We start from the raw sequence: 19813 nt of genomic DNA, 5'->3' as shown, positions 1-19813 counted from the left end.
TTAACAGATCGTTAAGGTATCGGAAATTCGCCCTATGCCATTGTCGCGGCAAGGTTTTCCAGCGCACCCAGCCAATCCCCCGGCCGCACCTGCCTGATGATCCGTACACTCTTGTACCAGGCGCAGGCCTCCCCTGCCGCCGGCCAGTACCAAAGCCGCCCCCGGCCGGACGCCAGCAGAAGCCGGGTTGGCACGCCAAGGGCTCCCGCGACATGCACCGTGGTGCTGCTGACCGATACGACCGCATCCAGCGCGGCCACCTGGGTTGCGAAACCGTCCATGTCCTGGAAGCCATCGATGGCGGGATCATGCTGGATAGCGATGCCGGCCTGTCGCAGGTGCGCGATCTCGGCCGTTACGTCGCCATATTGCAGATTGATCCAGAACACGTCCGGCCGGCGCAGCGCGGGCATCAGCATGTCGAGCGGAATGCTCTTGTACGATCCGATATCCGCATTGGCGCTGCGCCAGGCGATGCCGACCAGCCGGCGGCCGCCGGCCATTTCGCGATAGCGGTCGCGCAGATGCTGCCTGCGTTCGGGGTCCGCGAAAAGATACTGCCCGCTGCCGGCGAAATCTTCCGGTCTGCGCCGCAGGATCCGGCCCAGACTGCCGAACGGACACTGCGCAACGGCATCCACGGCCTCGCCGCGCGCAACGACTGTCGCCATGCCAGCGAGCGAGCGTTGGTAAAGACCGACTAGCCGGCGATCGACCGCAACCACGACACGGGCATGGCTGTGCCGCACGGCGTCATGCAGCATGGTGCCGTAGAGGATCTGGTCGCCAACCCCCTGCTCGCCCCACAGCAGCAGCCCCTTGCCGTCGAGCGCCGCGCCGTTCCAGCGCGGCAGGCCCAGGGACCAGTCCCGTTCCCTGAAATCGGGATTGCGCCAGCGCCACTCGTATTCGTCCCAGCCCTCGCCGTATGAGCCGCTGGCAAGCAGGAACAGCCCGCGATTCATATGCGCGACGGGCCAGTCGGGCGCCATCGCGAGCAGCCGGCTGAATTGATGCGCGGCGGCAGTCTCGTCGCCCATATCCTCCCACAGCAGCATCGCCAGGTTGTTGCGGCAAAGAACATGGTCCGGCTGCAGGCCAAGCGCGGCCTCGAAACTCTCTCTCGCGGCTGCAGCTTCACCCTTGCCGCGCAGCACGTTGCCGAGATTGTAGTGCCCTTCGACATAGGCTTGATCTAGCGCGATGGCCTGCCGATAGGCCTGCTCGGCTTCGTCCGGGCGTTTCAATGCCAGCAGCGCGTTGCCCAGATTGCCATGGAATTCGGCCGCGCGCGGCGACTGCACGATGGCACGCCGGATCAGGTCGACCGCAGCCTCGTGTTCACCGCGCTGATCGTGGATGACCCCGAGAAGGTGAAGGGCATCGGCCTGCTGTGGATCGTGGCTGAGAACGGCTTCATACAGTTCGCGCGCAGCGGCTATATCGCCCGCCCGGTGACGGGCGACGGCGCGGTTGAGCAGGGTTGCGATCTCAGGCGTCATGCCCGTCGCCTGCCAGCCATGCGGCAAAGGCTGTTGCCGTGTGCGCGATCACATCCTGCCAGTCATCGCCGCGGCTGCCCGGCTGCTGGCGGAAGAGCCGCGCCTTCGGATACCAGGGACTGTCGCCCCGATCATGAAACCAGTACCAAAGCAGGCCGCCGCTGCCCGGCAGCATCACCCAGGTTGGAAGACCGGTGGCCGCGGCGATATGGATGCCGGAATTGCTGACGCCGATCACCAGATCCATGGCGGCACATTGGGCAGCAAAGCCATCGAGATCGCTCATGGCGTCGATATCATCATCGTGCAGGATGTCGATTCCAAGCGTTTCGCGCACCGCTTTGCGGTCATCACTCGTGTCGCCGTACTGCATGTCCACGAACAGCACGTCAGGCTGCGCCAGGATCGGGGCCCAGGCCTGCAGCGGGATGCTTTTCAACGCCTCGCTGCGCATGCTGCGACTGCGCCAAGTCAGCCCGACGACGGCCCGGTGGCCATGGCCGTGGTATTTCCGGCGCAAGGCATCGGCTCGCCCCGCATCGGGACGAAGAAAGGCCTGTGCCGGCGGAAAATGATCCAGGTCTGGCCGCAACCAGGCACCCAGGCTCCCAAGTCCGATATGCATATCCGCCTGCCGGGCCAGGGCCGGCAATTCGCTTTCGACCGCGGATTCCACGCGGATGCCGGGAAAGGAGCGGCGGAACAGCGATACCAGGCGCGGATCGCATGCGAACAGGAACTCGGCGCCGCGGGCGGCCAGCTCGGGCAGCATCGAGGCGTAGATCACCTGGTCGCCCACGCCCTGCTCGCCCCAGACGAGGATGCGCTGCCCCGGCCGCACCCTGCCATCCCACTCCGGCAGCAGGCGCGAGATCGCGAGGCCGCGCGCATCGGCCTGCGGACCGGCCATGCGTGCCGCATATAGCGGCCAGCCTTCCGCCAGACGGCCACGGGACAGCAGCACCGTTCCCAGATACAGCCGGGCATCGGCCAGGGTTTCGGGCGTGCGGTTCTGCGAGGCCGCAGCAACGGCCCGGAAATCGACTGCCGCGCCATCGAGATCGCCGATGTTCATCCGCAACATGCCGCGCTGGCAGAGGATGGCGCCATCACCCGGCGCCAGCGCTACCGCGCGATCCGCGCAGGCTATCGCCTCTTCCCTGCGGCCGGCATAGGCCAGGGCCAAGCCGTAATTGACGAGTATGTCGGGCCTGGTGTCGTTCTGCTGCATGGCCTGTTGCAGGGGCTGCAGGGCCGCCAGCGGCTGCTGGCTGCGCAGCAGCGCCACGCCGAGGCCCAGCAGGGCGTTCAGCCGGTCGGGCTGGCGCGCCAGGATCGCCCGGTATTCGGCGATCGCATCGCGGTAGGCATCTTCATTCTGAATTCTGGCGAGCGTGGCGGCATAATGCTCCCGATAAGACAGGTCGTCGGGCGCCAGCGCCAATGCCTTGCGATGCTGGGCCAGCGCCTTGTGATATTCGCCCAGGCCCTGCAACGCCAGGGCGGCGAGGTCGCGCAGGTCGGCTGCCAGCGGCTGCTGCTGCAGCGCGATGCCTGCGGCCTGCGCCGCAGCGGCATGATCCTGCCGGGCCAGCAGCGCGGCGATCAGGCCGCGATGGGCGGCAGGATGCATCGGCGCCGCGGCCAAAGCCGCCCGGAAGCAATCAAGTGCGGCTCGATCGCCGCGGGCGGCAAGCAGGATACCCAGATTGGCATGACTGTCGGCATGGGCGGGGTCGAGTGCCAGGGCACGGCGATACGCGGCTTCGGCCCCGGCCATATCGCCCAGGGCATACAGTGCCGTGCCCAGATTCCCGTGGAAGGCCGGCTGGTCCGGCACGGCGGCGATTGCGCGGCGGATCAGGGCGGCGGCATCCTTGTGCCGACCCTGCTGGTCGGCAATGACACCAAGCAGGTGCAGGGCATCGGCCTGCTCGGGATGGTGGGCCAGAACCGCGCGATAGCGACGCTCGGCGCCCGCCAGATCGCCGGCCTGATGGGCAACGACGCCATCCTGCAGCGCCCGCTGCGCCTCGGGATGAAGGGGGTCAGCCTGCGGCATCCAGCGCCTCGCCCAACCGGCCCATTGCGCCGGCCCAGTCTGCCGGCTTGGCCTGATGGATAAGCCTGAGACTGTCATACCATGGCGTGCGCTCGTTCTCGCGCGGCCAGTACCACATGCGGCCGCGCCCGGCGGATAGCAGAACCCAGCAGGGCTTGCCCAGCGCACCGGCAAAGTGGACGGTGGAATTGCTGATGCTGACCACGCCATCCAGCGCCGAGATCTGCGCCGCCAGGCCGTCCAGGTCGTTGGTCGGGTCGATTTCCGGGTCCTGAAACACCTCGATGCCATGGCGCTTGGCGAAAGCGGCGATCTCGGGCGCGACCTGCCCGTATTGAAGCGACACCCAGGCGATGCCCGGCTTGCTCAGCACAGGCCGCAGCGTTTCCAGATCAAGGCTCTTGTAGTCCCCGACATGCCAGTTGGCGCTGCGCCAGGACAGGCCGATCAGCCGGCGCGCCGCCGGCCAGCGTTCGGCATAGCGCCGGCGGATGGCGCCGCTGCGTTCCGCATCGGCCCTCAGGTAGCGCCCGGGGCCGCATTGCTGCGGCGTGGCGCGCAGAAAACCGCCCAAGCCGCCAAACGGGCACTGCACATCTGCCTCGACCGGTTCGCCGCGGCCAATCACCGCGACGCCATGGCCGCCCAGCGAGCGCCGAAAGATCGGCACTAGACGCGCCTCGACCGCCAGGGTGACGTCGCCACCGGCGCGGCGCAGCGCATCCGGCAGCATGGTGCCGTAGAGTATGTGATCGCCGATCCCCTGCTCGCCCCAAAGCAGCAGGCGACGGCCGGCGAGCGACGTGCCATCCCAGCGCGGTAGTCCGCCGCCCCAATCGCGCTCGCTGAACCCCTGGAAGGACCAGCGATGCTCGTATTCCTGCCAGCCGCGCGGATATTCGCCAATCGACAGCAGGAACAATCCGAAATCCATCCGGGCCTCGTGAAAGCCGGGAAACAGGTCGACGATCCGCTCGAAAGCCGCGCGCGCACCCGCGATGTCGTTGGCGAGGCTTAAGGCATAGGCGAGATTCTTGTGCGCCTTGTGCAGCGAAGGACTGGCCTCCACAGCGCGACGGTAGAGTGTGGCCGCCTCGCCGAAATGCTCTTTCTCGAGGGCATCGTTGCCAAGACCGTTGAGAGCATGGCCATCCTTCGGATTCAGTTCCACCGCGGCCCGGAAGGCGACAAGCGCCGCCGCCCTGTCTCCGCTGCGACGCAGCGCCACGCCCAGCAGGCTGTGCGCGTCGGCATCGCCGGGATCGAGTTCGACCGATCGCCGCAACAGGGGTATCGCCGCGCCGACATCGCCCTGGTCGATACAACAGCGCGCCTTCTCCAGAAGCAGGCCGGCATCTTCAGGCAAGGGCGGCATCAGGCTGTCCAGCAATGCCAGGCCGCGCGACGGCTGGCCCGCCTCGCGCCATACCGCAACCAGCAGACGGATGGCGAAGATATTGTCCGGCTGCCTCGAGATCAGGTCCGACAGCAGCCGCTCGGCTTCCTGGGGTTGCCGCTGCTGTCGAGCGATCAGCGCGAGGCGGAGAATGGCGCCCGGGTGCTGCGGTTCGTGTTCCAGTACCAGGGCGCAGGCGCGACGCGCCTCATCGAGGTGTCCCCCGCGCTGAAGCTTCTTTGCCGCGGCCAAGGCCCTAGCGATTTTATCGGCGTACGAATCCGGCTGCATGTTAACCTAAGAGTGTTATGCCATGAGCATTAACGGAGTCGAAAGGCCCGGGGCGTGAACGGTCCCGCCCCTGGGCAACCGAGAAGCCGATCTGTGTCGCACATTCCCACTCAACCGCCGGCCGGCGCAGGTTCGGCCACCGCTCCGCATCGGTCCGCTCCCGCGCCAGAGCACCTGGCCGGAGTCAGGGATTTCAGCATCGCCCTGGGCCGGGATTTTTCAAGCTACCTGTTTTCGCTCGGCCTGCTGCAACTGGGCAGCCTGCTTGTCCTGCCCTTGATCACTGCCCATCTGGCGCCCGCCGAGATCGGTCTTTACAGCCTGGTCGAGACCGCGCTGCTGCAGGGCATAACCTTCAGCCTGCTCGGCCAGAAATTCGCCTATCTTTATTACTATGCCCAGATGCCGGCCGAGAAGCGGCCGCGCCTGCTGGGGACCAGCCTCTCGCTCGCCGCAGGCGGCAGCCTGATCGCCGGCCTGCTGCTGGCCGCCGTCTTCGCCTACCGGCCGGCAATGGCGCTGTTCGACACGGCTCCGCTGCAGCATTCATGGCTGCTGCTGCCGCTGCTGCTGACCGGGGCCGCGCAGACCGTGCTGCTGACCGAGCTGCGTGCGGCGCGGCATATCTGGCTGGCTGGCCTGATCGCCACCATCCAGATGACGCTGCATCTTCTGCTGGCCTGGATCCTGATCGCCCGCTACGACGCCGGATTGACCGGTCTGCTGTCGGCCCAGGCGGTGGCTCAACTCGCCTCCAGCCTGCTTGCGCTGATCCTGCTGCGGCGGCGCGTTGCCCTCGGCTTCGATCCGCCCCAGGGGCTGTTGCTGCTGCGCTACGGCGTGCCGATGATGCTGGGCCTGATGCTGCGTTACAGCCTGGATACGCTGTGCCGCTTCCTACTTGCAGCCCTCGTCTCGATCGAGGCGGCCGGTCATTTCATGATCATCAGCGCGATCTCCACGCTGTTCGAGGCGCTGCTCGCCAACCCATTCTACATGGCCTGGGGCGGGCTGGTGCATCATGCCCTGCGCCGGCCGGAAGCAGGCCGCATCCTCGGCCGCGTCACCAGCATCGCCCTAAGCACCGGCACGATGGTTTTCCTGCTGCTGCTGGCCGCCCAGCCGCTGCTATTCACCCTGCTGGCGCATGACGCGATGCCCGAAATCGCCGGCGCCTTCGCCCTGCTGCTGCTGTCGCGGGTGATCATGCTGGTGCGCTCGCCTCTGACCGGCGGCCTGCTGCGCACCGGACGCACGGGATGGGCGGTCAGCAACACGCTGCTGTCGCTGATCGCATTCGGCGTGCTGATCTATCCCGCTGCGACCTATGCGGGTCTGACCGGGATGGCCGGCGCGTTGCTCGCCGCCAACCTGATCGCGGCGATACCCCTGACGCTTGCGGCCTGGCACCATTGCCCGCAGCGACTCGATCCCGCCGCCCTGCTGGCCGGCCTGCTCGCCGTGGCTGCGACGATTTTAACCCTTGTCCATGGTGGAATCGCGCCTTGGCTCTGGGGCATCCTGCTGGCGGCCGCCCTTGTTCCGCTGGTTCGCATCGGCCGTCATATTCGCGTCAACGATCAGCTATAGTGCTGCAGCATGACCATCCGCAACCTCGACAAGCTTTTCGCGCCCCGCTCGGTTGCCGTGATCGGTGCCTCGGACCGTCCGTCCCGCGTCGGCACCGTGGTGCTGGACAACCTGATCAAGGGCGGCTTCGCCGGCGCGATCTGGCCGGTCAATCCGAAATACCGCCACCTGCATGGCCTGCATTGCTATGCCAGCGTGCGGTTGCTGCCGGCGATTCCCGACCTCGCCATCATCGCCGTGCCGCCCGAGGCCGTGCCGGAACAGATCGAACGGCTGGGCGAGATCGGTTGCCGCGCGGCCGTCGTGCTCACCGCCGGCCTGTCCAGCGAAAAGATGCCCGATGGCCGCACGCTGCAGCAGGCCATGCTCGATGCCGCCAAACCGCACCTGCTGCGCATCCTGGGGCCGAACTGCGTCGGCCTGCTGATCCCCGGCCTGCGGCTGAATGCCAGCTTCGCGCATACCAACGCACAGCCAGGACAACTCGCCTTCGTCAGCCAGTCGGGCGCACTCTGCACCATCGTACTCGACTGGGCCAGGCAGCATGGCATCGGCTTCAGCCATTTCCTGTCGGTGGGCGATTCCGCCGACGTCGATTTCGGCGACATTATCGACTATCTGGCCAGCGACCCACAGACCCGCGCCATCCTGCTCTATATCGAGTCCGTGAAGAACGCGCGGAAGTTCATGTCGGCCGCGCGCGCCGCCGCCCGCAACAAGCCGATCGTCGCCGTGAAATCCGGCCGCAACGCCCGCGCGGCCCAGGCTGCTGCGTCGCATACCGGTGCGCTGGCCGGCGGTGACGACGTCTATACCGCGGCGTTGCGCCGCGCCGGCATTCTGCGCGTGGATGGCGTAGAGGAATTGTTCGACACCGTCGAGACGCTGGCTCGCAGCCGTAAGATGCCGGGCGAGCGCCTGGCGATCGTGACCAATGGCGGCGGCCCGGGCGTGATGGCGGTCGATACGCTGATCGAGCATGGCGGCACGCTGGCCGACCTGAGCCCGCAGACCATGGCCGCGCTCGATGCCGCGCTGCCCGCGACCTGGTCGCATGGCAACCCGATCGACATCATCGGTGACGCGCCCAGCGGCCGCTATGCCGATGCGGTGAAGATCGCCCTGGCCGATCCCGGCGTCGACGCCGTGCTGGTTATGCATGCTCCGACAGCCATCGTGCCGTCGCTGGAACCGGCCAAGGCCGTGATCGAGGCCTGCCGCGGCACGGCCAAGAACGTGATCACCTGCTGGTCCGGTGGCGAGGCCGTACAGGCGGCACGCAAGGCCTTCGCCGAGGCGGGGCTGGCATCCTATGAAACGCCCGATGCCGCCGTGCGCGCCTTTGCGCATATGGTCGACTATCAGCGCAACATGAAGAACCTGATGGAAATCCCGGCCGAACTGCCCGAGGATTTCCAGCCCGACCTCGCGGTGGTGCGCAAGGTGATCGGCACCGCCCTTGCCGAGGGGCGCAGCATGCTGAACGAGATCGAGGGCAAGCGCATCCTCGCCGCCTACGGCATTCCTGCCGTGCCGACCGAAGCAGCGGCAACGCCGGACGAGGCCGCCGCCGCTGCCGCACGCATGGGTCTGCCGGTGGCCCTGAAGATCCTGTCGCCCGATATCACGCACAAATCGGATGTGGGCGGCGTGGCGCTGAACCTGAGCAGCGCTGTGGAAGTGCGCACCGCCGCCGAGGCCATGCTGGCCCGCGTGCGCCAGCATCGCCCGCAGGCCCGCATCGACGGCTTCACCGTGCAGCCGATGATCCGTCGCGTCCGTGCCCATGAACTGATCGTCGGCGCGCTGACCGATCCGATTTTCGGCCCGGCCATCATGTTCGGACAGGGCGGTGTTGGCGTCGAGGTGATCGGCGACCGCGCCATCGCCCTGCCGCCGCTGAACATGCATCTGGCCGACGACCTGATCGACCGCACCAAGGTCAGCCGCCTGCTTTCCGGCTATCGCGACTTTCCGCCGGTTGACCGTCCGGCTCTTGCGGCCCTGCTGATACGGGTTTCCCAACTGATCTCCGATCATGCCGAGATCGCCGAACTCGACATCAATCCGCTCTATGCCGATGATCAGGGCATGGTGGCTCTGGATGCACGTATCGTGGTGCGGCCGAGCACGGTCGTGGGCCACGACCGGCTGGCGATCCGCCCCTATCCCAGTGGCCTGGAGGAAATCGTTGAGTTGCGCGGCGGCGAGAAGGTTCTGCTGCGGCCGATCCGGCCCGAAGACGAACCGGCCCATGTGGATTTCGTCAACAATGTGTCTGCCGAAGATTACCGGCTGCGCTTCTTCTCGCCCATGCGCAGCCTGCCGCACAGCGAAATGGCCCGTTTCACCCAGATCGACTACGAACGCGAAATGGCCTTCATCGCCGTGCGGCTGGGCGAAAACGGCCATCACGAAACCCTGGGCGTGGTGCGTGCCATCACCGACCCCGACAACCAGCGGGCCGAATTCGCCGTGCTGGTGCGCAGCGACATGAAGGGCCAGGGCCTGGGGGAATTTCTGATGCGCAAGATCATCAGCTACTGCCGTCAGCGCGGCACCCGCGAGATCGTGGGCGACATCCTGCGCGAGAACCAGGCCATGCGCATGCTCGCCACCGAACTGGGCTTCCGGCCCAGCGGCCGCAGCGCCTCGGATGTGGTCGAGGTCGTGCTGCCCTTGCAGGGCTGATCAGGGCAGGGCTGATCCGGGCAGACCTGATCCGGATCAAGCCTCGGGCAGGATTTGCAGGCCTCGGCCGGGCCCGGGCTTGTCCGGGCAGCCCCCCCTCTCTATCTTAAGCGCCGGAGGGTGGGCCTTTTGCCCCGGTCGCATCCATGCTCGATCCATTCGGTCGCTCGGTTTCTTACCTGCGCGTTTCGGTCACCGACCGCTGCGACTTCCGCTGTGTCTACTGCATGGCGGAAGACATGACCTTTTTGCCCAAGGCCGACCTGCTCAGCCTGGAGGAACTTGACCGCCTCTGCTCGGCCTTCATCGGCATGGGCGTGCGCAAACTGCGCCTGACCGGCGGCGAGCCGCTGGTGCGCCGCGGCATCATGACCCTGATCGACAATCTGGGACGGCACCTGAAGACCGGCGCCCTCGACGAGCTGACGCTCACCACCAATGGCAGCCAGCTTGAAAAATACGCCGTCGACCTCTACCGGGCCGGCGTGCGGCGCATCAACGTCTCGCTGGATACCCTGGATGCCGCAAAGTTCGCCGAGCTGACGCGTTGGGGCCGGCTGGATCAGGTGATGGCCGGCCTGCAGGCCGCCAAGGCCGCCGGCCTGGCGGTGAAGATCAATGCCGTCGCCCTGCGTGGCGTGAACGACAGCGAATTCGACGACCTGATCGCCTGGTGCGGCCGCGAAGGTTTTGACCTGGTGCTGATCGAGGTGATGCCGATGGGCGAGATCGGCGAGGCCGCCCGGCTGGACCAGTATCTGCCGCTTTCCATGGCCCGCGCCAGCATCCAGCGCAAATGGACCCTGGACGAGACCGACTATCGCACCGGCGGTCCGGCCCGCTATTACACCGTGCGCGAAACCGGCCGCAGACTGGGCTTCATCACGCCGCTGACGCATAATTTCTGCGAGAGCTGCAACCGCGTGCGCCTCACCTGCACCGGCACGCTCTACATGTGCCTGGGCCAGAACGATGCCGCCGACCTGCGCGCGCCGCTGCGGGCCTCTGAAAGCAACGCTCTGCTGGAGGAAGCCATCCGCGAGGCGATTTCGCGCAAGCCCAAGGGCCACGATTTCGTCATCGACCGGCGCAAGGCCCCCACCGCCGTGCCGCGCCACATGAGCGTGACCGGCGGCTGAGGCCTGGCATTCCCATCACTCGGCGGCAACGCCGATGGCCAGCGTGTATTGATCGGCCCGCGCCCTGTAACTGAATCCCTTGCGCAGGGCCCAAGACGTAATCTCGAAATGCAGCGGTACGATGGCCTGGTCTTCCAGTGCCATCTGCGAGGCGCGCTGCAGCAGGGTCTGCCGCGCATCGTTGTTCACCGTGCGCAGGGCTTCCTCGATCAGGGCATCCAGCGTCGGGTTCGAGTAGCGGCTCTTGTTGGCCGTACCGTAGCCCTTTTCGCGATCCACGGTGGCCACCAGCGACCGCAGCGGATTTGACATCTCGCCGGTGCCGGCCGCCCAGCCCACCAGCGCGGCGGAATAGCTGAAGGCGTCGCGGTTCTTGAAGAACACCGTGCTGGGTACCGCTTCCACCTTCGATTTCACGCCCACGCGGGTCCATTGCGAGGCCACGGCCTGCGCCACGTCGGAATCGTTGATGTAGCGATTGTTGGGCGAGCCGATGGTGATGCTGAAGCCATTGGGATACCCCGCCTCGGCCAGCAGCTTCTTCGCCGCATCCGGGTTATAGGGATCGGGCTGCGCCTCGCGGCGGGTGCCGAACATCGGATAGGGCAGCAGGTCGCCGGCCGGCTTGGCCAGGCCCTCGACGATGCGGCTGGTGATCGCCTCGCGGTTGATCGCCAGCGACAACGCCTTGCGCACGCGCAGATCCTTCAGCGGGTTCTTGCCATCGGTATCGGGAATACCGGCCGTGGGTTCACCCACATCCAGCGCCAGATAGATCAGGCGGTTCGACAGCACCTCGCTGATCTTCACACTCGGATTGGCACGCAGTTTCTTGATATCGGCCGGCGGAGGGTTTTCGATCATGTCGACATCGCCGGCCAGCAGCGCGGCCACGCGGGCGGCGTCGTTCGACATCGGGCGATAGATCACCCGCTCCCATTTCGGCTTGCCGCCCCAGTAATCGGGATTGGCGGCCAGCACGAGGCGATTGCCGCGCGTCCATTCGACAAACTTGTACGGACCGGTGCCGATCAGCCCCTCGCCGCGATTCAGCGCTTCGGTGGTGATCCCCTCGGCTATATCGGTCTTGGCCGCTTTCGAAGACATGATCGCCACGCGGCTTATGTCATTGGGCAGCAGCGGTGTGGGCACCTTGGTGATGAAATGCACGGTATGATCGTCAATCACCTTCACCTCGCTGACCGAACGGGTGAACAGCGTAAACGGAGACGGACTGTTCGGCACCTTGGCCGGACGGGCCATCGAGAAAACCACGTCGGCGGCGGTGAACGGGCTGCCGTCATGGAACTTCACGCCCTTGCGCAGCCTGAATTCCCAGATGGTGTCATTCAGCGTCTTCCAGCTCTCGGCCAGGCTGGGGGTCAGCTTCTGGGTCTCGTCCTGCTGGATCAGGGTATTGAAGATAGAATAGGAGATCTGGTTGTTCGGTGTGATGTTGTGATAGTTCGGGTCCATCGAACTCGGCTCTGTCGACAGGCCGATCCTCAGTTCCTGCGCACCCGCCATCAGGGGCAACAGCCCCAGGGAAATCGCCAATACCGCGGCCCGCACCACCGACGCCATGATCATCACCTTTCATGCTGAACAGGTCGGGCAGATTGACGCCTCGGGCGGCGGCTGACAAGTGCGCCCGCCTCTTGTCGGCCGGGGCTGGCGCGTGTCATGGCCGTCGCTATACTGCGCGTATGAATGCCTTCACAAAGATCGCCTTCGTTGCAGCCCGCGGTGATGCCGCCGAAGCCGCGCGCGACCGCCTGGTCGCCCGCTATGGCGATGCCGCGCCCGAACGGGCCGATGTGGTGGTGGCGCTGGGCGGCGATGGCTTCATGCTGCAGACCCTGCATCAGCAGATGTCGACCCATGTGCCCATCTACGGCATGAACCAGGGCACAGTCGGCTTCCTGATGAACGAATACAGCGAGGATGACCTGCCGGCCCGCCTGGCCAGCGCCATCGCGACGGTGGTGCATCCGTTGCGCATGCGGGCAACGGCCGCCGACGGCTCGACCCATGAAGCACTGGCGATCAACGAAGTCGCCCTGCTGCGCCAGACCCGCCAGACCGCTAAGCTGCGCATCGCCATCGACGGCAAGGTGCGGGTGGAAGAACTGGTCTGCGACGGCGCCCTGGTGGCCACCCCGGCCGGCAGCACGGCCTACAACCTTTCCGCCCATGGCCCTGTCCTGCCGCTGGATGCCGGCGTACTGGCGCTGACGCCGATCAGCGCCTTCCGGCCACGGCGCTGGCGCGGCGCTTTGCTCAGCCGCAATGCGACGGTCAAGATCGACGTGCTGGAAAACGCCAAGCGGCCCGTCTCGGCCACGGCGGATTTCAACGAGGTGCGCGACGTGATCGCGGTCGAGATCCGCGAGGCCCCCGATATCAGCCTCAAGCTGCTGTTCGATGCCGGTCACGGCCTGGAAGAGCGCATCCTCAACGAACAATTCTTGAGCTGAAAAAGAAAACGCCGCGGAATTTCTCCCGCGGCGTTTCGCTTTGGCCTTGCGGCCGGTTAGTCGCGGCTGACACCGTTGGCGAAGGTGTACTGGTCGGCCCGCGCCTTGTAGCTGAGACCCTTGCGGGTCGCCCAGGGCGTCACTTCGATATGCAGCGGGATCAGGGCCTGATCGTCCAGCGCCATCTTGGAGGCCTGCTGCAGCAGCGCCTCGCGCTTCGGCGCATCGACGGTGCCCAGGGCCTGTTCCAACACCGCGTCCATCTGCGGATTGGAATACCGGCCCTTGTTGGTGCCGCCGAAACCCTTCTCCTTGATCGGAGTCGCGATCAGCGAACGCAGCGGATCCGACATCTCGCCCGTGCCCGCGCCCCAGCCGGCCAGATAGGCCGAATAGGTGAACGAGTCGCGGTTCTTGAAGAACACGGTGGCGGTCGAAGCCTCCACCTTGGTCTTCACGCCGATGCGGGTCCACTGGGACGCCACCGCCTGCGCCACTTCGGCATCATTGATGTAGCGGTTGTTGGGCGTGCCCAGCGTGATCGAGAAGCCGTTCGGGTAGCCGGCCTCGGCCAGCAGCTTCTTGGCCGCATCCGGGTTATAGGCTTCCGGCTTGGCGTCCTTGCGGGTGCCGAACATCGGATAGGGCAGCAGGTCGCCGGTGGGCTGACCCAGGCCCTCCATGATGCGGCTGGTGATGGCATCGCGGTTGATCGCCATGGAGAGCGCCTTGCGCACGCGCACATCCTTCAGCGGGTTCTTGCCGTCCGCATCGGGGATACCGACCGTGGTCGGCGTGCTGAAGCTGTCGAGATGGATGTAGATCAGACGGTTCGACACCGCCTGGCTGATCTTCACATTCGGATTCTCGCGCAGCTTCTTCAGGTCGGCCGGCGGCGGATTCTCGATCATGTCGACGTCGCCCGCCAGCAGCGCGGCCACGCGCGCGGCATCGTTCGACATCGGACGATAGATCACCCGCTCCCATTTCGGCTTGCCACCCCAGTAATCCGGATTGGCGGCCAGCACGATACGGTTGCCGCGCGTCCATTCCACGAACTTGTAGGGGCCGGTGCCGATCAGGCCCTCGCCCTTGCTCAGCGCCTCGGTGGTCATGCCTTCGGCGACGTCGGCCTTGGCGGCCTTCGACGACATGATCGCCACGCGGCTCACGTCGGTGGGCAGCAGCGGCGCCGGCGCCTTGGTGATGAACTGGATGGTGAAGTCGTCGATCACCTTCACTTCAGAGAAGGAGCGGGTGAACAGCGTGAACGGCGACGGGCTGTTCGGCACCTTGGCCGGGCGCGCCATCGAAAAGACCACGTCGGCCGCGGTGAAGGGCGAGCCGTCATGGAACTTCACGCCCTTGCGCAGCTTGAATTCCCAGGTGGTGTCGTTGAGGGCCTTCCAGCTCTCGGCCAGGCCCGGCACCAGCTTCTGGGTTTCGTCCTGCAGGATCAGGGTGTCGAAGATGGTGAAGGCCATCTGGTTGTTCGGGCCCAGATTGTGGTAGTGCGGATCGAGCGCGCTGGGCTCGGTCGACACCCCGATCTTGAGTTCCTGGGCCTGCACTGCCAGCGGCATGGCCGTCATGGCGCCAACCGACAGCAGCGCCGCCGCAGCCAGCATTTTCCATCGCATCGTCATCACTGTGATCTCCCCTCAGGTGGCGCCGGACAGCGCCGCATGGGGAGGCAGATTGCCGATTCAGGACGGGCCTGACAAGGCTTGCTTCCGGGCCCGCTAGATCACGAGTGCGAGTGCGAAGGCGATCAGCGCCGCGCCGGCGATGCGGTTGATCCAGCGCTTCGATTCGTCGCCGATGTGGTGGCGCAGAGCAGCGACCGCGCCACTGAGGATTGCCCACCAAAGCAGCGATCCGGCGAAAACCCCGGCAACCGCCGCGGCGGCCGCAGCCAGCCCCGGCTCTGCGGCAAGGCCCAGGCCGGCGAACAGCGCGGCGAAGGACAGCACGGTGGCGGGATTGGCGATGGTGAGCGCGAAGGTGATGGCGAAGAGTTTCAGCGGCCGGCCGCTGAGCGGGGCATCGGCGGCGGCGCTGGCGGGCGGGGCCATGACGGTGCGCCAGCCGAGCCAGGCGATGAAGGCCGCGCCGCCCAGCCGCAGGGCCGTTTCGGCAGCGCCAAGATGGCCGGCCAGCGCGGCGAAACCGGCAGCCGCCAGCGCGGCGTAGAGTGCATCCGCCGCCGCCGTGCCGACGCCGCCGCTGAAGCCGGCCCAGAAACCGCCCTGCAGCGACCGCTGGATACACAACACGCCGATCGGGCCGACGGGCGCGGCCACGGCAAGGCCGAGCAGCACGCCGCGCAGCAGCAGCTCGAGATGCCCGCTCATGGCGCCCGGCTCACGCGTCGTCGCCGGCGATGGGCAGCGCAGCGGTTTCCTTGGCGGTGGACAAGGCCACCACCGTCTGGCTGCGCGGGATGCCGGGCAGCGCCTTGATGCGGCGGGCGATCACATCCTCCAGGGCCGCCAGGCTGGCCGCGCGCAGCTTCAAGAGATACGACCAGTCGCCGGTGACGTGATGGCATTCCAGGATGGCAGGCTCGTCGCGCACCAGCGCCAGGAAGGCGGCCTCGTGCTCGGGCCGCTCGATCAGGACATGCACGAAGGCGAGCACCGGGCAGCCGGCCGCACCGGCATCGACCCGTGCGGACCAGCCGGCGATCACGCCCTGCTTCTCCAGCTTCTTCAGGCGCTCGTTGACGGCCGAGACCGACAGGCCGGCAGCAGCCCCGATCTCGGCATAGGAATCGCGCCCCTGCCGCTGGATATGTTGGAGTATTTTCCTGTCTATTGCGTCCATGGCCGCAATATATGCGGCCTTAACTCAGAAATACAGGAAATTATGTGGCGACTTCCAGCCCGACCGGGCACGACACCCCGGTGCCGCCCAGGCCGCAATAGCCATTGGGATTCTTGGCCAGATACTGCTGGTGATACTCCTCGGCGTAATAGAAGTCGGGCGCGGCGAGGATTTCGGTGGTGATTCTGCCCCGGCCGGCCTTTTTCAGCGCAGCCTGATAGGCATCGCGCGAGGCTTCGGCGGTTTTGCGCTGGGCGTCGGAACAGACATAGATGCCAGAGCGGTATTGCGTGCCGACATCGTTGCCCTGGCGCATGCCCTGGGTGGGGTCGTGGCTTTCCCAGAAGATTTTCAGCAGCGCGGCGTAACTGATCACCTTCGGATCGAACACCACCAGCACCACTTCGTTATGGCCGGTCAGACCGCTGCAGACCTCTTCATAGGTCGGATTGGGCGTGTAGCCGGCGGCATAGCCCACGGCGGTGGTGTATATGCCGGCGCCAGCCTGCCAGAATTTGCGTTCCGCGCCCCAGAAACAGCCGAGGCCGAACACGGCCTGCTCCATGCCATCGGGAAACGGCGGTTTCAGCGGATTGCCGTTGACGAAATGCTTCGCCGGCACCGGCATCGTGGCGGCGCGGCCGGGCAAGGCCTTGTCGCGCGGCGGCATTTCCACTTTGTGACGCGGCACGCTGAACCACATGACAGCAATCCTCCGGGGAGATCACACAAGGAAATGGGGCCGCCCTGCGCTGGCGTCAAGCCTGCCCTGCATGGGCCCGGGTTTGCGCCGGCCCGCAATCGGGCTAGTGTGCCGGGTCAAACAACCATAACACAGCGCTGATGTCTCCCCCCGCCTCGCTCGCCGCCCTGCCCGCCCCGCTTTATGCCCGTCTGTTCGGTTATGGAACGCGCCGCGGCGTGGCCTCGATGATTCTGGGCATGGCTGCCTTCATCATCAACGACACGCTGATCAAGCTGGCCAGCGCCTCGGTGCCGACCGGGCAGCTGATCACCATGCGCAACATCATGGCCGCCACTCTGATCGTCATGCTGGTCGTGATGACCGGCCAGGCCGCGCATCTGCGCCGCGCCGCCGACCGCGTGGTGGTGGCGCGCAGCCTGATCGATGTGATCGCCACGCTGTGCTATCTGCTGGCGCTGTTTCACATGCCGATCGGCAACGTCACGGCCATCAACATGGCCACGCCGCTGGCGATGACGGCAGCGGCGGCGGTTTTCATGGGCGTGCCGGTGGGCTGGCGGCGCTGGAGCGCCATCGTGGCCGGCTTCCTCGGCGTGCTGCTGATCGTGCAGCCCGAGGCCGAGGGCTTCAACGCCTATTCCCTGCTGGCGATTGCCGCCGTGGTGTTCATCGTGGCGCGCGACCTGACCACGCGGCGGATCGATACGGGTATTCCCTCGCTGGTGATCACGCTGACCAATGCGGTGTTCGTGCTGCTGGGCGCGCTGGCGCTGAGCGCCTGGGAAGGCTGGGTGGCGGTCAATCTGGTGCAGGTGCTGCTGCTGGCCGGCGCGGGGCTGTTCCTGATCGGTGGTTACCTGCTGATCGTGGATGCCTTCCGCCATGGCGACCTCGCCACGGTGGGGCCGTTCCGCTACACCGGCCTGATCTGGGCTCTGCTGTCGGGCTTCCTGGTCTGGGGCGACATCCCCAACCTGCTGGCCTTTGCCGGCATCGTGATCGTGGTGGCGAGCGGCCTGTATGTGCTGCACCGCGAGCGGGTGAAGGCGCGCGAGGAAGCGGCAGCTAACCCGGGCAACTAACCCTGGCGGGTGAACTCTTCCGCCGTCACGTCGGCGGCGCCGATATGGCGGATCATTGCCTGTTCGGCGGCCGGCGCATCGCCCTGCAGGATCGCCTTCACCACCGCATCGTGTTCGGCAAACGAGCTGGCGAGCCGGCCGACCAGGCGGAACTGCGCACGGCGGAACGGCGACAGGCGGCGCCGCACGGCGGCGGTGTTCTCGACCAGCGCCTGGTTATGCGTGCCCTCGTAGATCACGGTGTGGAAGTCCACGTTGAGCGCGGCATAGGCCTCGGCCTCGCCGTCGCGCACCATCTGGCGCGAGCGCTCGTGCAGGTCTTCCAGGGTCTTGCGTTCGGCCGCCGTCATGCGCTGGGCGGCATACCGCGCGCAGATCGATTCCAGCTCACGCATCACCTCGAACAGGTCGTGCAGGTGCCGGCGCGAGGGGATCGCCACCAGGGCGCCGCGATGGGGCCGGATATCCACCAGCCCGGTTTCCACCAAAGCCTTCAAAGCCTCGCGCACCGGCGTGCGGGAGACGCCGAAGCGGTCGGCCAGATCCTGTTCCTCCAGCCGCGTGCCGGGCGGCAGCGCGCCCGACAGGATCAGGTCGGCGATGCGCTGGCGCAGGGTGATGGCGCGGGTGGGACGCCCGGTTCCCTCGGCGCCGGCCTCGCCATCGGCATGGGGCTTGAGCTGGTTCATCGGCGGCAGTCTAGCAAGCCAATCCCCGCCCTTCCACCGCAGCCTTGCGGCCCGTCTTGCACGGGGCCGCGAAGCCGGGCAGGTTGCCGGCATGAGCGAGCCGCGCCTGAAGACCAAGCTGCTGGTGCAGGCCATCCTGCGCCGCTACGACCAGGAAACCATCCCGGCCTATATCCGCCGCAAGGGCGACCCCGATGCCGGCACGGTGCTGCTGAAGATCAGCACCGGCATCAACGAGGCGATCCTGCTGGGCCAGGCGCGCGACGCCGAGGGCCGGGCCGGCTGGCTGCGGATGGGCGGGGCGGAAAGACTGGAAGATGCCACAGCGGAAGCCCTGATCGAAAAGGCCGTGAAGCGCGACCCCGACCTCTATGTGATCGAGGTGGAGGATGCGAAGGGCCGCCTGCTGGTGGACGGGCTGCTGCTCTAGGTTTTCAGGAGGTTGGGCGGAAGTAGAATCAAACAGCCAGATGAAAGCCTAGATAAATGAATATATTCAATAACTTATGCGCAGCTTCGTCTTTTGTGCGAAACTACTTTTGACGAAATGACTTCGTAATGTGTGCAAAGCCAGTACGAATTGGTACCTGCCATATATTTGAACGAGCCGATTTAACTGCATCCTTTAAATTTTCAGCAGCATCCATAACCAAGTCATGACGCGTAGGATCGGCGGGTCTATCCAGTACTTGAAAATGGTCTCCGGTTGCAGCTTGCCTTAAGGCAACAATGAGTGAATTCCCGGCGAACCGATAAGTCGGATAGGCCTCGACAATTTGCGTATTCAACCGAGCAACGGTTCGTAGCTTTACGCTGAGCTTGGTGGATGATCGCACAAGCCCATCATCGCCAGGAGCCCTGCACCAGTAATCGTCACTCAATTCCACAACGCGATCAATCTCAGTAAGCAATTCTTTAATTGCTGCATCGCGTTCTGTACGGCGGGCGGTAATATGTCCTGCAATCGCGCCGCCCACGATACCGCTGGCAATTTTCAATATTTCGAGCCATGCGTCCGCCACGGTAATTTACTAGTGAGCGGCCCGCTGCTGCGCATCATCGATGTAAGACCAGATTTCATCGATAAGCGAAGGGTCCTCTTGACTTACAAGTTTGAGTTTTGCGCGAAGTTCGTCATTGGCAAAGCCTTCTTTGCGAACTAAGCCGCCGAATGCTTCTTCAAGAAAAGAAGAGCCATAACCTTCTGTCTCGTCCAATACCACAACAACTTCACCGGCCCGCAATGCCGGCACTAAATGTTTATTACGAAATAGCTCGCCGCTATACGGGCCGTCGGATAGATATCGGCCAGCAGGTGCGTCGTGAAAATCACGGGCTATAGATATCCTCATGTCGTCGTCC

At 65.7% G+C, this 19813-nt stretch carries 17 protein-coding genes; 6 read left to right on the top strand and 11 right to left on the bottom strand.

Annotated features, from left to right (window positions below):
* Window positions 1–32: 32 nt before the first annotated feature.
* Genes ACK4FK_RS08080 through ACK4FK_RS08070 form a run of 3 tightly spaced genes read right to left on the bottom strand, consistent with a single transcriptional unit; the run spans window position 33 to window position 5212 of the window.
* On the bottom strand, window positions 33–1502 hold the full coding sequence (locus tag ACK4FK_RS08080) for a tetratricopeptide repeat protein (RefSeq protein ID WP_409743654.1): 1470 nt from the start codon (window positions 1500–1502) through the stop codon (window positions 33–35).
* The gene (locus ACK4FK_RS08075) at window positions 1492–3564 is read right to left on the bottom strand and encodes a tetratricopeptide repeat protein (RefSeq protein ID WP_409743650.1); all 2073 of its coding nucleotides are present in this window, start codon (window positions 3562–3564) and stop codon (window positions 1492–1494) included. Before ACK4FK_RS08075 ends, ACK4FK_RS08080 begins: the two co-directional genes overlap by 11 nt.
* A complete protein-coding gene (locus ACK4FK_RS08070; RefSeq protein WP_409743647.1) occupies window positions 3551–5212 on the bottom strand; it encodes a tetratricopeptide repeat protein in 1662 nt (553 codons plus the stop codon). The genes ACK4FK_RS08075 and ACK4FK_RS08070 overlap by 14 nt, the downstream gene beginning before the upstream one ends.
* Window positions 5213–5344: 132 nt before the next feature.
* Between ACK4FK_RS08070 and ACK4FK_RS08065 the strand changes: the two genes are divergently transcribed.
* The 3 genes from ACK4FK_RS08065 (at window position 5345) to moaA (ending at window position 10671) form a co-directional block, all read left to right on the top strand.
* The gene (locus ACK4FK_RS08065; RefSeq protein WP_409743645.1) at window positions 5345–6841 is read left to right on the top strand and encodes a lipopolysaccharide biosynthesis protein; all 1497 of its coding nucleotides are present in this window, start codon (window positions 5345–5347) and stop codon (window positions 6839–6841) included.
* A 9-nt stretch (window positions 6842–6850) separates the two neighbouring features.
* The gene (locus tag ACK4FK_RS08060) at window positions 6851–9532 is read left to right on the top strand and encodes a GNAT family N-acetyltransferase (RefSeq protein ID WP_409743642.1); all 2682 of its coding nucleotides are present in this window, start codon (window positions 6851–6853) and stop codon (window positions 9530–9532) included.
* A 146-nt stretch (window positions 9533–9678) separates the two neighbouring features.
* A complete protein-coding gene (moaA, locus tag ACK4FK_RS08055) occupies window positions 9679–10671 on the top strand; it encodes a GTP 3',8-cyclase MoaA (protein ID WP_409743640.1) in 993 nt (330 codons plus the stop codon).
* A gap of 15 nt (window positions 10672–10686) precedes the next feature.
* On the opposite strand, the gene ACK4FK_RS08050 is transcribed toward moaA, so the two are convergent.
* Window positions 10687–12261, bottom strand: a complete 1575-nt coding sequence (locus ACK4FK_RS08050) for an ABC transporter substrate-binding protein (protein ID WP_409743637.1) — start codon at window positions 12259–12261, stop codon at window positions 10687–10689.
* 116 nt (window positions 12262–12377) lie between these two features.
* Here ACK4FK_RS08050 and ACK4FK_RS08045 point away from each other — a divergent pair, with 116 nt between their 5' ends.
* Entirely contained in the window at window positions 12378–13148 is a 771-nt protein-coding gene (locus tag ACK4FK_RS08045) for an NAD kinase (protein WP_409743634.1), read from the top strand.
* A 56-nt stretch (window positions 13149–13204) separates the two neighbouring features.
* Here ACK4FK_RS08045 and ACK4FK_RS08040 read toward each other — a convergent pair whose 3' ends face one another.
* The 4 genes from ACK4FK_RS08040 to msrA form a co-directional block, all read right to left on the bottom strand.
* Window positions 13205–14794 carry an ABC transporter substrate-binding protein gene (locus tag ACK4FK_RS08040; RefSeq protein ID WP_409743631.1) on the bottom strand — a complete coding sequence of 530 codons (1590 nt, stop codon included), beginning with the start codon at window positions 14792–14794 and terminating at the stop codon, window positions 13205–13207.
* A gap of 96 nt (window positions 14795–14890) precedes the next feature.
* The gene (locus ACK4FK_RS08035) at window positions 14891–15502 is read right to left on the bottom strand and encodes a LysE family translocator (RefSeq protein WP_409743628.1); all 612 of its coding nucleotides are present in this window, start codon (window positions 15500–15502) and stop codon (window positions 14891–14893) included.
* Between the two features lie 10 nt (window positions 15503–15512).
* Entirely contained in the window at window positions 15513–15974 is a 462-nt protein-coding gene (locus ACK4FK_RS08030) for an Lrp/AsnC family transcriptional regulator (protein WP_409743625.1), read from the bottom strand.
* A 40-nt stretch (window positions 15975–16014) separates the two neighbouring features.
* Window positions 16015–16677 carry a peptide-methionine (S)-S-oxide reductase MsrA gene (msrA, locus tag ACK4FK_RS08025; RefSeq protein ID WP_409743623.1) on the bottom strand — a complete coding sequence of 221 codons (663 nt, stop codon included), beginning with the start codon at window positions 16675–16677 and terminating at the stop codon, window positions 16015–16017.
* 140 nt (window positions 16678–16817) lie between these two features.
* Between msrA and ACK4FK_RS08020 the strand changes: the two genes are divergently transcribed.
* Complete coding sequence (locus ACK4FK_RS08020; protein WP_409743621.1) at window positions 16818–17762, top strand: DMT family transporter; 945 nt, start codon at window positions 16818–16820, stop codon at window positions 17760–17762.
* Here ACK4FK_RS08020 and ACK4FK_RS08015 read toward each other — a convergent pair.
* Window positions 17759–18451, bottom strand: coding sequence for a GntR family transcriptional regulator (locus ACK4FK_RS08015; protein WP_409743618.1), 693 nt, complete (start codon window positions 18449–18451; stop codon window positions 17759–17761). The genes ACK4FK_RS08020 and ACK4FK_RS08015 overlap by 4 nt on opposite strands.
* Window positions 18452–18542: 91 nt before the next feature.
* Between ACK4FK_RS08015 and ACK4FK_RS08010 the strand changes: the two genes are divergently transcribed.
* Window positions 18543–18881, top strand: coding sequence for a DUF1491 family protein (locus ACK4FK_RS08010; RefSeq protein ID WP_409743615.1), 339 nt, complete (start codon window positions 18543–18545; stop codon window positions 18879–18881).
* A gap of 103 nt (window positions 18882–18984) precedes the next feature.
* Here the strand turns inward: ACK4FK_RS08010 and ACK4FK_RS08005 are convergent, their stop codons facing one another.
* Window positions 18985–19473: a hypothetical protein gene (locus ACK4FK_RS08005; protein WP_409743612.1), complete on the bottom strand. Its 489-nt coding sequence runs from the start codon at window positions 19471–19473 to the stop codon at window positions 18985–18987.
* Between the two features lie 9 nt (window positions 19474–19482).
* Window positions 19483–19803, bottom strand: a complete 321-nt coding sequence (locus tag ACK4FK_RS08000) for an STAS-like domain-containing protein (protein ID WP_409743608.1) — start codon at window positions 19801–19803, stop codon at window positions 19483–19485.
* Window positions 19804–19813 lie beyond the last annotated feature (10 nt).

This window comes from Ferrovibrio sp., from assembly GCF_046297895.1.
Taxonomy (GTDB): Bacteria; Pseudomonadota; Alphaproteobacteria; order Ferrovibrionales; family Ferrovibrionaceae; genus Ferrovibrio.
The sequence above is the reverse complement of the archived record's forward strand: the minus strand, read 5'-3'. Positions and strand labels throughout refer to the sequence as shown.

What these genes read in the sequence shown, in the direction of transcription:
- ACK4FK_RS08080 (WP_409743654.1), bottom strand. Translation starts at nt 1,502, where the DNA reads ATGACGCCTGAGATCGCAACCCTGCTCAACCGCGCCGTCGCCCGTCAC.
- ACK4FK_RS08075 (WP_409743650.1), bottom strand. Translation starts at nt 3,564, where the DNA reads ATGCCGCAGGCTGACCCCCTTCATCCCGAGGCGCAGCGGGCGCTGCAG.
- ACK4FK_RS08060 (WP_409743642.1), top strand. Translation starts at nt 6,851, where the DNA reads ATGACCATCCGCAACCTCGACAAGCTTTTCGCGCCCCGCTCGGTTGCC.
- moaA (WP_409743640.1), top strand. Translation starts at nt 9,679, where the DNA reads ATGCTCGATCCATTCGGTCGCTCGGTTTCTTACCTGCGCGTTTCGGTC.
- ACK4FK_RS08050 (WP_409743637.1), bottom strand. Translation starts at nt 12,261, where the DNA reads ATGATCATGGCGTCGGTGGTGCGGGCCGCGGTATTGGCGATTTCCCTG.
- ACK4FK_RS08045 (WP_409743634.1), top strand. Translation starts at nt 12,378, where the DNA reads ATGAATGCCTTCACAAAGATCGCCTTCGTTGCAGCCCGCGGTGATGCC.
- ACK4FK_RS08040 (WP_409743631.1), bottom strand. Translation starts at nt 14,794, where the DNA reads ATGACGATGCGATGGAAAATGCTGGCTGCGGCGGCGCTGCTGTCGGTT.
- ACK4FK_RS08035 (WP_409743628.1), bottom strand. Translation starts at nt 15,502, where the DNA reads ATGAGCGGGCATCTCGAGCTGCTGCTGCGCGGCGTGCTGCTCGGCCTT.
- ACK4FK_RS08030 (WP_409743625.1), bottom strand. Translation starts at nt 15,974, where the DNA reads ATGGACGCAATAGACAGGAAAATACTCCAACATATCCAGCGGCAGGGG.
- msrA (WP_409743623.1), bottom strand. Translation starts at nt 16,677, where the DNA reads ATGTGGTTCAGCGTGCCGCGTCACAAAGTGGAAATGCCGCCGCGCGAC.
- ACK4FK_RS08020 (WP_409743621.1), top strand. Translation starts at nt 16,818, where the DNA reads ATGTCTCCCCCCGCCTCGCTCGCCGCCCTGCCCGCCCCGCTTTATGCC.
- ACK4FK_RS08015 (WP_409743618.1), bottom strand. Translation starts at nt 18,451, where the DNA reads ATGAACCAGCTCAAGCCCCATGCCGATGGCGAGGCCGGCGCCGAGGGA.
- ACK4FK_RS08010 (WP_409743615.1), top strand. Translation starts at nt 18,543, where the DNA reads ATGAGCGAGCCGCGCCTGAAGACCAAGCTGCTGGTGCAGGCCATCCTG.
- ACK4FK_RS08000 (WP_409743608.1), bottom strand. Translation starts at nt 19,803, where the DNA reads ATGAGGATATCTATAGCCCGTGATTTTCACGACGCACCTGCTGGCCGA.